Consider the following 13,116-nt stretch of genomic DNA (forward strand, 5'->3'; position numbering starts at 1 on the left):
TGCTTTATTGCGTGCAGCCAATCCTGCCGTTGTTATCACAAGACTTTACTATCTCACCGGCGAGCAGCAGCTTATCGCTTTCAACCGCCACCGGAATGCTGGCTTTTGGCCTGATGTTTACTGGCCCTCTTTCTGATGCCATTGGTCGTAAATCCGTTATGGTTGTCGCGCTGATGCTGGCCGCCATCTGCACCTTAATTTGTTCTTTTATGACCAGTTGGCATGGGATTTTACTGATGCGGGCATTGATTGGTCTCTCCCTGAGCGGCGTTGCTGCCGTGGCGATGACCTATCTCAGTGAAGAAATTCACCCCAGTTTTGTGGCGCTCTCTATGGGGCTGTATATCAGCGGGAACTCGATAGGTGGGATGAGTGGGCGTTTAATCACTGGGGTGTTGAGTGACTTTTTTTCCTGGCGTATCGCTCTGGCGGTGATTGGTCTATTTGCGTTGGCCGCCGCGGGGATGTTCTGGCGTATTCTTCCGGCCTCAAAGCATTTTCGCCCCACATCCTTACGACCCAGAACGTTAATGATCAATTTCAAACTGCACTGGCGTGATTCGGGCTTACCACTGCTGTTTGCCGAAGGTTTTTTAATCATGGGTAGCTTTGTCACTTTGTTTAATTACATCGGTTATCGTTTGCTGGCACCGCCTTATACTCTCAGCCAGGCGGTGGTGGGTTTATTATCAATAGTATATTTGACTGGCTCATATAGTTCACCCAAAGCGGGGGCATTGACCACTCGCTATGGTCGGGGGCCGGTATTAATGGCGGCAATCGCCATGATGTTAATTGGGGTTATTATGACTGTGTTCTCTCCTGTGATAATCATTTTTATCGGCATGATGATATTTACCGCTGGCTTCTTTGCGGCGCATTCTGTTGCCAGCAGTTGGATTGGCCGCCGTGCTCGCCGCGCTAAAGCACAGGCCTCTTCACTTTATCTATTTTGTTATTATGCGGGTTCGAGTGTTGCGGGCACATTAGGCGGTATTTTCTGGCTTCATTTAGGTTGGGTCGGCGTGGTTTCATTTATCGCCACCCTGTTGCTGCTTGCTTTATCTGTCGGGCAGCGATTACGAAAATTACCTGAAGCGGCCAAAATTTAACCTGAAATTAGATAAAGTCGATGTGACGTCACATTACAATTTGACGTCCTCTCCGCTATGTACCTATTATTAAGGCGAATCTAGCGATTTTAGGTGACTGTTGCTTGAAATATAAATTAAGTCTCTAATGTATTAAGGGATTTATGACGAGAGATTTCCTTAATTTATTTAATGTCAGGAGAATATATGACAACTCACTTTCTTACGCTTTGGGACATACTGGCGACAACATTTTCAATTTTCTTTTTCATCGCATACTTACTGATTTTGTTCCAGGTCATTTCCGACCTCTTCAGAGATCATGAGCTTGGTGGCTTTTATAAAGCAATTTGGATCTTGTTCTTGCTGTTTATCCCGTTACTCACCTCCCTTGTGTACCTTATTACTCGCGGCAAAGGTATGGCTCAGCGCTATCGGGCTTCAGTGCAAAAATCAGTTTCTGATACTAATGAGTATATCCGGCATGTGGCAGGTAAATCGCCTGCTGAGCAGATTTCTGATGCTAAAAAATTATTGGATGAAGGGACTATCACTGAAAGCGAATATCAGCAGCTCAAAGCGAAAGCACTGTCCTGATATTCTGAGTGATCACTATTCCCCATAGATTGCATCTGCAACTTGACAGATGACGGGTATACTGGCTAACAGGCACTTATCTGCCGGTTAGCCTTTTTTTATTCCTAAGACTAAATGGATAAAAATAATCGACAGTTATTCTGAGCGCTGCTGAGCAGAGACATTATTATTAGCGAGATTCCGCAATACCCCTTCCCTGTGGCGCTGTTTAAAAGGTTCTCACCGCGACTTCAATCAATGAAGAATATATTTAAATTTAATATCTCTGTATATTGACCTGCACTGAACCGTCAAAAAAGGACAATCTCATGGCCATAAGGATTAGGCTTATTGTTGCAATAACACTGCTTGCTGCGACGCTGCCTGTATTAGCTAAAATGCCAGAAAACTTTATCTATACCAGCTCTGGTGACCTCGAAGCAGTGTCTGTCATTATGGCGCGTAGCGATATTGGCGGTGCGCAGATCGTTTATAATTGGCGTTCGCTCGAACCGGAGCAGAACAAATACGACTTCTCACAGATTGAGAAGGATCTGGCTCACCTCAAGGGAGCCAATAAAAAGCTCTTTATCCAAATTCAGGACCGGTTTTTCGAACAAGATGCCCGATATGTTCCTGATTATCTGATGAATGACGCCAAATATGGCGGAGGGATATCGCCACAATTTGATAATCCTGGCGAAGGGAAACCGATTGGGGCGGGTTGGGTGGCTCGGCAATGGGATCCTGCTGTGCGCCAACGTTATCAGGCTTTGTTGGCAGCGATTGCCGAACGTTTCGATGGTCAAGTGTATGGTGTTAACTTACCCGAAACAGCCATTGATCTTGATAATAAAAAGCTACCCAAAGGATTCTCCTGCGATAACTATTTCGCCGGAGAAATGGAAAATCTCACCTTTGCGCGAAAGGTATTCACCAAATCACATGTAGTACAATATGTAAACTTCTGGCCGTGCGAATGGAACAACGACCACAATTATATGGGCCGACTGTTTGAGTTTGCCAGTGCCAATAATATTGGACTTGGTGGCCCGGATATTGTCCCCAACCGCAAGGCGCAAATGAAGAACTCATATCCGTTCTTCAATAAATACAAAGGCAAGCTGGCACTTATTGCCATGGCAGTACAGGAGCCGACCTTGACTTACAGGAATCCTAATACAGGTCAGCCATTTAGTAAGGATGAGTTTGTGCAATTCGCAGAAGATTATCTCGGTGCAGATATCATTTTCTGGAGCACGACGTCTCCCTGGTTGGCCAACAAATAGGTCACAGTCGCGAGATCACGCTGTAGGGGCTTTTCCGGATAAAATCGCGACAGCAGTCGGACAACAGCACGAATAGCAGGTGTAAGTTGTCGTGCAGACGGGTTCGAATGTTGTCGCCTTTGCACCGCGGAAATTCCGGCTTCCGCTGTTGCCCGCAAATAGAATAATATTTCACCAGCCCCACTCCCTGATGATGCCGATAATTTTTTTATTCTGCTTACATCAGTTTATTGCCAGAGAACTTTGTATTTGCAGATAACGTCGGGCTTTCAGATGCGTCTTTTTACTGATATAACATAGTGTATGTTGTAACTAAAATAGTTGTTATCAGAAAAGATGATGAATAAGTATGATTTGATAGACCGACTGAATAACCGCTTTACTTCGTTAGAGGCTGAATTGCAGGCGCTCCACCAGCAGCTCCAAGACTTACCTCTGCTGGCGGCGCGAGTTTTTTCCTTGCCCGAAATAGAGAAAGGCACGGAGCATCAACCGATAACGCATATCCCCGTAAGGGCCACCGTGGGAACCCCAGCGCGAGATCTGGCTTTACAGCATTATCAACGGCTATTTATTCATCACCAAGGTCAAAATGTCAGCAGTAAAGCCGCCCTCCGCCTCCCGGGTGTTCTCTGTTTTTCGGTGACGGAGTGCCAATTAACGGTTTGTCAAAAAAGCATCCAATACATTAATCAATTGAAAATAGAGTTGGAACATATTATTACCGTTGAATCGGGCCTGCCGAGTGAACAACGTTTCGAGTTTGTCCACACCCACTTACATGGGCTGATCACGCTAAATACCTATCGCACTATTACGCCGCTGATAAATCCCAGTTCAGTGCGCTTTGGTTGGGCTAATAAACATATTATTAAGAATGTCACACGCGAAGACATCCTGGCGCAATTAAACAAAAGCCTCAATGCTGGCCGCGCCGTTCCCCCCTTTACCCGTGAGCAATGGGTGGATTTGATTAGCCAAGAAATTAATGATGTGAAGCAACTGCCTGAAAACGCGCGTTTAAAGATCAAACGCCCGGTAAAAGTACAGCCCATTGCGCGAGTCTGGTACCAAGAACAGCAGAAACAAGTCCAACACCCCTGCCCGATGCCTTTGATTGCATTTTGCCACGTTGAGTCGGCAGCCGAATTACCTAAGTTAGGCGAATTAACGGATTATGATGCCGATCAAATTAAACATAAATATAAGCCTGATGCCAAACCATTACAGCTGTTGGTACCCAGGTTACATTTATATGTCGATATATAGATAAAAAATCTAAGCTAGTCATTTATTCTAATAGAACCTATAATATTACGGTTCTCCTGGTGATTTTTATTCATAAGCGACGCTATCACCAGAAGAAATTAACCCCTTCACGTAGCACTTTCTTCGGGACATAGTGACTCAAACCCGACGCATGACAATATTCAATCAACTCTTTTAAACAGTGACACCCCACTTTGTCATAAATAAATCTTAACCGATTTTCAATAGTTCTATTTGATAAAAATAGTTTTGCTGCTATTTCTTTTGCGCTCATTTTTTGAATGGCATAAAATATAATATCAAGTTCTTTTTCTGAGAAATCATCTACCGGCGGAGTTAGGGTTATCACCGAAGGTTTTAAACTTTTAAAAAAATCACATACAGAAATAAAATTAAACTTTTTACCAAAAAAAACAGTCCCTAACACGTCCCCATTTTGGTTATAAATAGGGAATTTTGGGAAGTACCACGGTGAAAGAATCCTTTCACGGCCAAAAGGCGACGTGACAATGATCTCCGCCCCCTCTCTGCTTTGCTCTGCCTTTCTATCGTGAGCTTTGAAATCATCACTATACTCAGACCACGAGCATGGCATCTCCTCATCTAAGCGCCCTTCGAAATCAAAGCCGGGCTGAATATCAAACAAATCAAGACAAGATTCATTTAAATAAACAAATTGAGATTTATTATCTTTTATCGCCCAAGGAATGCTCGCTTTTTCCATTATAGAAATAAGCGATATTTCACTGAGTGAATTAACAGTCAAACCAGTTTTATCTAGAGGGCTACTTTTTTTATCTTCCATAACATAAACTCCGGTCGAATCGAAACAACACCTTAATAAATATAAACCACCTTATCTATAACCACATGGCGGTTCACCTGCAAACAGCTCTTATCAATAAGACTATTTGCGCACATAAATTGTTATGCCAATAAGTCGCCACGCGAATAAATAGCGACTCAAATTAAAATACATTATTGATATATATATCAAACAAAAATAACAAGATATTATTCTAGACTGAAAATGGAAAAGAAAACCACCTGAAAAAAATGATTTCTTCTTTCTTAAGAGTTGCATTTGCCCGTTTTAATTATCACGCTTATTACATCCTGATATTATAATGCCACCAGGCACCGTGCCGGAGAGAGAGCCCGGCACGGTCTGCGTAGGGGAATGGCGGTTATTTCATGCTTCCCACCATATCCTCTGGTTTAACCCATTGATCAAACTGCTCATCAGTAACATAACCTAGCTTCAGAGCTGCCGCTTTGAGGGTGAGCCCCTCTTTATGGGCTTTCTTGGCAATCTCAGCCGCTTTGTCATAGCCAATATGAGTATTCAGCGCAGTAACTAACATCAGCGATTCATTCAGGAGCTGGGTAATACGGTCACGATTAGGCTCAATGCCCAGCGCACAATGTGTATTAAAACCGCGCATACCGTCGGCGAGCAGACGAATAGATTGCAGGAAGTTATGAATCACCAGCGGGCGGAATACGTTCAGTTCAAAGTTACCAGACGCCCCACCAATATTGACCGCCACGTCGTTACCCATCACCTGCGCACATAACATGGTCATCGCTTCACATTGTGTCGGATTGACCTTACCCGGCATGATAGAACTGCCTGGTTCATTCTCAGGAATAGAGATCTCGCCAATGCCACTGCGGGGGCCAGAGGATAACCAGCGCACATCATTAGCAATTTTCATCAGCGAGGCCGCTAAACCTTTCAATGCGCCGTGACCGTGCACTAAGGCATCGCAAGTAGCTAATGCCTCAAATTTATTAGGCGCGGTAACAAAGGGGTGCTCTGACAATTCGGCAATCTCATGGGCGACACGCACCGCATATTCCGGATGAGTATTCAGCCCCGTCCCAACGGCAGTGCCGCCCAACGCCAGCTCACACAGATGAGGAATAGTGGCTTCAATATGCTTTACGCTGTGGGCCAACATCGCCACCCAGCCCGAAATCTCCTGCCCCAGCGTCAGCGGCGTGGCGTCTTGTAAATGCGTCCGGCCAATCTTGACGATGTCGCGATAGGCTTCGGCTTTGTCAGCGAGGGTCTGTTGCAATACTTTCAGCTCGGGTAATAGATGCTCTCTTAACCCAATAACTGCGGCGACATGCATTGCTGTTGGGAATACATCATTTGAACTTTGGCTTTTATTCACATCATCATTAGGGTGAACCAGACGATCATTACCTCGTTCGCCCCCTAACAGTTCGCTGGCCCGATTGGCCAACACCTCATTCATATTCATATTGGTTTGCGTGCCGGAGCCGGTTTGCCAAATAGAGAGCGGGAACTCGCTCGCATGTTTGCCATTCAAGACCTCATCAGCCGCACGCATAATCGCCTTTGCCCGCTCAGCGGGGAGTAAGCCCAAATCGCTATTGACCTTGGCTGCGGCGCGTTTGGTCAATGCCAACGCATAAATCAGTGCCGCCGGCATTTTCTCTTGTGAAATACGAAAATGCTCTAGTGAGCGCTGGGTTTGTGCGCCCCATAATTGACTGGCCGGTACATCGATAGGCCCCATTGAGTCCTTTTCACTGCGGGTGGTCACCATCACTGTCTCCTTAGCATATGAATAGAAGGTTGTAGTATGACCGGTATATGATGGCATATTTATCGCCACCATTATGCGATTGATTCGCATTTCTCTCATTTAGTTATATTCGGTTATAAGACGAATTGCATTACCACTTGCAACCCCTCTGGCCCCATTGTTTACTAAGGGACGATTTTTATCAGGGCGATGAATTTCGCCAGATTCAACGGCAGATGACCACTATGCAAAAAATGAAGAATGCAGTACAAAACTACGCCTGGGGCAGCACCGATGCGCTTACCGAGCTTTACGGCATACCTAATCCTCAAGCTAAACCGATGGCTGAATTATGGATGGGTGCGCATCCCAAAAGCAGTTCTGAAGTGGCAGATGCCAGCGGCCAGTGGCATTCCTTGCGCGATGTGATTGAGAAAAACCCGGATGCCACTTTAGGTCATGACGTTTTTAAACGTTTTGGTGAATTGCCCTTCCTATTCAAAGTGCTGTGTGCCGCCCAGCCCTTATCGATTCAGGTGCATCCCAGTAAGGCGGCAGCAGAAATTGGCTTTGCCAAAGAGAATCAGGCCGGTATCCCGCTGGATGCTGCCGAGCGAAATTACAAAGATGCGAACCATAAGCCTGAGTTGGTTTATGCCCTAACACCTTTCCAGGCCATGAATGGTTTCCGTACTTTGGATGATATTGCGGCCCTGCTCCAGCCATTATCCTCAGCTCATCCGGATATCGCGGCTTTTCTGCGCGACCCTGACACCGCACATTTAGCCACTTTATTTGCCAGTTTGCTGAGTATGGCGGGCGAAGAGAAAACGCGTGCTTTGGGGATATTGAAAGCGGCACTGAATAATCAATTGGGTGAGCCGTGGGATACTATTCGCAGTATTGCGCGTTTCTACCCGGATGACAGCGGTTTGTTCTCCCCGTTGTTGCTTAATGTGGTCACTCTGCAACCGGGTGAAGCTATGTTCTTGTATGCTGAAACCCCGCATGCCTATCTTAACGGCGTGGCGCTGGAGGTGATGGCAAATTCGGATAACGTATTACGCGCGGGATTGACCCCGAAGTTCATCGATATCCCTGAATTAATGGCTAACCTGCAATTTATTCCGAAACCTGCCGCTACTTTGCTGACCACGCCTCAACAGCAAGGCAACGAGTGGGTATTCCCCATCCCTGTCGAGGACTTTGCTTTTTCACTGCATACAGTCACGCCAGAGCCACAGGTCTTGGCGCAACACAGTGCGGCCATTGTATTTTGTGTTCAAGGTCAGGCGATATTGAAAAAGCAGCAGCAAGAAATCACCTTGCAACCCGGTGAGTCCTGTTTCATTGCGGCGAATGAATCGCCAATCACCGTCCACGGAATAGGCTCGATTGCCCGTGTTTACAACGCAGGGTGAACGAAGTCACTCATTTTGTTGTCTATTGCTGGCCTTTTAAGGCTGCGATGGTTAAATTTCACCAGCGCAATAAGTCGTTATCGTCGCAATAATATTTGTGAATGGTTAATCTAGGCCTATATTAATTTGTTTGGTGTATTAGAAAAGGATGAACAGAACAATGAAAAAATCGTTAGTGGCTGTCAGCGTCATAGTCGTACTTGGCGCAGCATGGACTGGGGCCTCATGGTATACCGGCAAATTGATTGAACAACGTATGGGCGAATTGGTTAACAACGCCAATGACCAGATAAGAACCTTGCTGCCGAAAGCCGGTGTGAAGTTCGCTTATAAAGATTACCAACGTGGCCTGTTCAGTAGCCAGGTTCGCTATGTGTTGCAAGCAGATAGCAGCGTCGCAGGTGAAAAAGCCTTGAAAGAGGGTGATGAGGTCGCCTTCATCGAAACTATCGATCACGGCCCTTTCCCATTGGCGCAGCTAAAAAAATTCAATCTGATCCCGAGCATGGCGTCGGTCCATACCGAGCTTGCGAATACCCCTGCATTGAAAAAACTGTTTGACATCACTAAAGGTCAATCACCGTTTACTGCCGATTCGCGCATTTCATACAGCGGTGATACCTCTTCTGCCATTACGTTTATTCCTCTTGTTTATCAGCAGAACGCCACCAGCATGAAATTCTCGGGGGCGAAAATTGATGCTGATGTCTCCCGCGATCTGCGTGATGTGAAAATGAGTGGTTCAAGTGATAGCCTGATTTTCGCCAGCAAAAATCAGTGGGATCAAGTTGAGCAATTTAGCCTACAAGGTTTGGTCATCAAAAGTAATACCAACATCGGCAAGTTTGATCTCAGCATTGGCTCCCAACAACTGGGGATCAAACAAATTGGCCTCAGTATTGATGGAAAAGACACCGCAACACTGGTGGGCTTTAACCTGAATACTGAATTAGGCGAAACCGATAAAGACTTGAACGGCAAGCTGACTTACACCCTGGACGCATTAAAAATTCAGGATAATGACTTCGGCTCCGGTAAATTAGCCTTCGCCTTCGACAAACTTGACGGTCAAAGCTTGAAGCAGTTTACCAATGCCTATAATCAGCAAGTACTGAAAGCGGTTCAGGCGGGTGAAAACCTCGATCCCGTGGCTTATCAAGAGCAAATGACCGAAATGCTGATAGCTAACTTGCCGGCTTTGCTGAAAGGCAACCCGACCATGAGCATTGCGCCACTGAGCTGGAAAAATGCCAAAGGCGAAAGTACCTTCACGCTGAATATCGCGCTGACGGACCCGGCGCAAGCGAAAGCAGGCAGCGAGCCGATGCTGGCGCAATCAGTGAAAAAGCTCGATGCAACATTGACTATCCCAATGGCTATGGCCACTGAGCTGACAACTCAGGCCGCTCGTCTGCAAGGCTATAATCCAGAAGAAGCACAAAAACTGGCACAGCAGCAAGTTCAGGGTATTGCGGCCATGGGCCAGATGTTTAAACTGACCACCACTAAAGATGATGTTATCAGCAGCAGCTTCCACTTTGCTGATAACCAGGTCGATTTGAATGGTCAGAAAATGTCACTGCAAGAATTCGTTGGCCTGTTTGGTATGTTCGGTGGTGCGCCTACTGAAGAAGATACCGGCACTGAATCTGAAGATGCGCCCGTCGCACCAGAAGCAGCACCAGCAGTACCAGCACAATAAATATAAGATGTTTAAATCATAAGAAACGGAGCCTAATGGCTCCGTTTTTTTATCCCGCCTGATCAGGCCGATCCTCGGCGGATCATCACCGGCGGTAATATCACATTTTGCAGTTGTAAATCTACCCCGGCGATACGCTGGAGTAACCGCTGCCCAGCGCTGTAGCCAATCTCTCGGGCAGAACTGGTGATAAAGGTTAATGGCGGCTCAGTCAGCTCGGCTGCGGGCACATCACCAAAACCGATTAACGCCACTTGCTGATCGAGATAAGTATCGACCCCCGCACTGCCAATCGTCCTGCCCGTGCGTAAAATACCAAAATAGGCGCCTAATGCGACGGACGCTTGATGGCACACAATCGCGCTGACATTCGGGTGATGCCGTAACAGCGCTTCCGCTGCATCTGCCGCCGCTTGTTGCTGACCATCACATTCAACCACCCATTCCGAACGAAACGGTAGCCCATATTGCACTAAAGTGGCACAAAATCCCCCGAGCCGTTCAGCTCGCGTCAGCGAGTGTGAATGTCCACCAAGATAGGCAATTTGCCGATGACCACGGCCAATCAGAAACTCCGTCGCCATTTTAGCCGCTTGCATATTATCAGGACGCACCACATCGACGCCGTCCAGCACATGGGAGCGGGCAGCACAAATCAGCGGAATATCATGCTCAGCAGCCTTTTCTCGTAGTCCCATTTCCCGCTTGGCCCCGCCCCCCAGCACCAAGCCATCGACACCTTGATCAATCAGCGTGTCAAAACACCGCAATAATCCCTTCCCCTCATGGCCACTTTGCGTCAGGAACAGCAATTTCCCCTCGGCTTCAATCGCCTCACTGAGTCCCGCGGTCATTTCTGCATAAAAAGGATCGCCAATATCACGCACAATCAAGCCAATAACACCGGACTCCCCGCCGCGTAATTGTGCCGCTTGACGGTTACGGACATAACCTAATTGTCCAATTGCCTGATTAACCCGGCCGGCTGTCGCCGGAGAGATACGCCCTTTGCCACTGATCGCTAACGAGACTGTCGCCACAGAGACACCAGCCAATTTAGCAACATCGGTGATTGTCGTTTTTTTAGTTGTCATGCCAAAAAATAAGCCAAGTTAAACGTTTAATCTGATGATTTACTCTAATACAGAAATAGGATCAGTAATTGTGACTTATCACTCATATTATCTGGGTTAAACGTTTTATCTTATTTTACCTCCAGACAGGGAGGCGAAATAGTCGCCATTATCCATCAATCTTTTAACATCAGGTGTATCAGTACAGGAGTCACTATGTCAGCGGCAAAAAAACAAAAAATTACGCTGTGGGAGTTTTTCCAGAGTTTAGGGAAAACCTTCATGCTACCGGTCGCCTTGCTCTCCTTCTGCGGGATCATGCTAGGTATCGGCAGTTCGCTTAGCAGTAAAGATGTCATCACCTTATTACCCTTTATTGGTCACCCGGCCTTCCAGCTACTGTTTACCTGGATGAGTAAGGTTGGTTCATTTGCCTTTAGCTTCTTGCCGGTGATGTTTGCCATCGCGATCCCACTGGGTATGGCGCGTGAAAACAAAGGGGTGGCAGCATTCTCCGGTTTCGTTGGTTTTGCCGTACTGAATCTGGCCACTAACTTTTACCTGACCACCAGCGGCGTATTACCGACAACTGATCCACTGGTGCTGAAAACACATAACATCCAGAATATATTGGGCATCCAGTCCATCGATACCGGTATTTTAGGCGCGGTGATTGTCGGGATCATTGTTTATTTACTGCATGAACGCTTCAATACCATTCGCTTACCTGATGCATTAGCCTTCTTTGGTGGCACCCGTTTCGTGCCGATTGTCACCACCGTGGTGCTCGGATTGGTCGGTTTGTTGATCCCGCTGATCTGGCCTTGGTTTGCGGCGGGTATCAATGGTTTAGGCCGTTTGATTAACGGTGCTGGCCTGTTCGGGCCGATGATTTTCGGCAGCGGCGAGCGCTTATTACTGCCATTTGGCCTGCATCATATCTTAGTGGCATTAATCCGCTTCACCGAAGCGGGCGGCACCATGGATGTGTGCGGTCATAGTGTGAGCGGCGCTTTAACCATTTTCCAGGCGCAATTATCTTGCCCTACCACCACAGGTTTCTCTGAAAGTGCCACTCGCTTCCTGTCGCAAGGTAAAATGCCCGCGTTCCTCGGCGGCCTGCCAGGTGCGGCACTGGCAATGTATCATTGCGCTAAGCCAGAAAATCGCCATAAAATTAAAGGGTTGTTGATTTCGGGTGTCGTTGCTTGTGTTATCGGCGGCACCACTGAACCGATTGAATTCCTGTTCCTGTTTGTTGCCCCGTTCCTGTATTTGATCCATGCCATCCTGACAGGGCTGGGCTTTACGGTGATGGCGTTATTGGGGGTGACCATCGGGAATACTGACGGTAATATCATTGACTTCGTGGTATTTGGCATTCTGCATGGCACCGCGACCAAATGGTACTGGGTGCCGGTCGTGGCTGGGATCTGGTTTGTGGCTTACTACTGTATTTTCCGTTTTGCTATTCAGCACTTCAATATCAAAACACCGGGTCGTGAGAATGAAACCACCGCCAGCAGCAATGCAGAAAAAGCAGCCAGTGGCGCGGTTAGCGGTAAATCCGGCTATAACTCCCCGGCTATTTTGGCGGCTCTGGGGGGTGCCGATAATATTGTCTCATTGGATAACTGTATTACGCGCTTACGCATGTCGGTTAAAGATATGAATTTAGTGGATAAAGAGGCATTGAAAGCCAATCGTGCCATTGGTGTCATTCAACTCAATGACCACAACCTTCAAGTTGTTATCGGCCCGCAAGTGCAATCAGTGAAAGATGAATTAGACTCACTGATAGGGAATGGTCAATTTGCCATGTCATAAGATGGTAATTCGCTAAATACCGTTGCCTGGATATGATTTACATAGAAACTCTACCCAAAGCCATTGGAGTCGCAGGTAGGCAGCCAGCAAACTCATCCCGATGAGCTTACACAAGTAAGTGATTCGGGTGAGTACGCGCAGCTAACAACCCTGCGGTTTCAAGGGCGAAGGGGAGACTTGATAAGCGAGATGCTGATGTTTGATTTCTCCACCCCCGTCGATCGTCACGGCACCTGGTGTACCCAGTGGGACTATATTGCTGACCGCTTTGGTGCTGCGGATTTGCTGCCCTTCACTATCTCGGATA

General features: G+C 47.0%; 10 protein-coding genes. 7 read left to right on the forward strand and 3 right to left on the reverse strand.

The genetic code is table 11. The annotated features are described in order from the left end of the window. From ACNSO8_RS08035 to tus, 4 genes are all read left to right on the forward strand, one after another. On the forward strand, positions 1–1,112 hold a 1,112-nt coding region (locus ACNSO8_RS08035), incomplete at its 5' end, for an MFS transporter (RefSeq protein WP_418394358.1). Positions 1,113–1,298: 186 nt separating this feature from the next. Next, entirely contained in the window at positions 1,299–1,688 is a 390-nt protein-coding gene (locus tag ACNSO8_RS08040) for an SHOCT domain-containing protein (RefSeq protein ID WP_418394359.1), read from the forward strand. A 308-nt stretch (positions 1,689–1,996) separates the two neighbouring features. Beyond that, positions 1,997–2,956, forward strand: a complete 960-nt coding sequence (locus ACNSO8_RS08045; protein ID WP_418394360.1) for a hypothetical protein — start codon at positions 1,997–1,999, stop codon at positions 2,954–2,956. A gap of 339 nt (positions 2,957–3,295) precedes the next feature. Continuing rightward, positions 3,296–4,225 carry a DNA replication terminus site-binding protein gene (gene tus / locus ACNSO8_RS08050; RefSeq protein WP_418394361.1) on the forward strand — a complete coding sequence of 310 codons (930 nt, stop codon included), beginning with the start codon at positions 3,296–3,298 and terminating at the stop codon, positions 4,223–4,225. Between the two features lie 85 nt (positions 4,226–4,310). Here tus and ACNSO8_RS08055 read toward each other — a convergent pair whose 3' ends face one another. After that, the gene (locus ACNSO8_RS08055; protein WP_418394362.1) at positions 4,311–5,030 is read right to left on the reverse strand and encodes a helix-turn-helix transcriptional regulator; all 720 of its coding nucleotides are present in this window, start codon (positions 5,028–5,030) and stop codon (positions 4,311–4,313) included. 382 nt (positions 5,031–5,412) lie between these two features. Further along, entirely contained in the window at positions 5,413–6,807 is a 1,395-nt protein-coding gene (gene fumC / locus ACNSO8_RS08060) for a class II fumarate hydratase (protein ID WP_418394363.1), read from the reverse strand. Positions 6,808–7,031: 224 nt separating this feature from the next. Between fumC and manA the strand changes: the two genes are divergently transcribed. Together manA and ACNSO8_RS08070 are read left to right on the forward strand one after the other, a co-directional pair. Continuing rightward, entirely contained in the window at positions 7,032–8,207 is a 1,176-nt protein-coding gene (manA, locus tag ACNSO8_RS08065) for a mannose-6-phosphate isomerase (protein WP_418394364.1), read from the forward strand. Positions 8,208–8,367: 160 nt separating this feature from the next. Further along, positions 8,368–9,909, forward strand: coding sequence for a YdgA family protein (locus ACNSO8_RS08070; RefSeq protein ID WP_418394365.1), 1,542 nt, complete (start codon positions 8,368–8,370; stop codon positions 9,907–9,909). Positions 9,910–9,971: 62 nt separating this feature from the next. Here ACNSO8_RS08070 and malI read toward each other — a convergent pair whose 3' ends face one another. Then, positions 9,972–11,003: a Mal regulon transcriptional regulator MalI gene (gene malI, locus ACNSO8_RS08075; RefSeq protein ID WP_418394366.1), complete on the reverse strand. Its 1,032-nt coding sequence runs from the start codon at positions 11,001–11,003 to the stop codon at positions 9,972–9,974. Between the two features lie 195 nt (positions 11,004–11,198). Here malI and malX point away from each other — a divergent pair, with 195 nt between their 5' ends. Continuing rightward, on the forward strand, positions 11,199–12,809 hold the full coding sequence (gene malX, locus ACNSO8_RS08080; protein ID WP_418394367.1) for a maltose/glucose-specific PTS transporter subunit IIBC: 1,611 nt from the start codon (positions 11,199–11,201) through the stop codon (positions 12,807–12,809). The last annotated feature ends 307 nt before the right edge of the window (positions 12,810–13,116 follow it).

Source organism: Yersinia sp. LJYL362 (assembly GCF_048323875.1).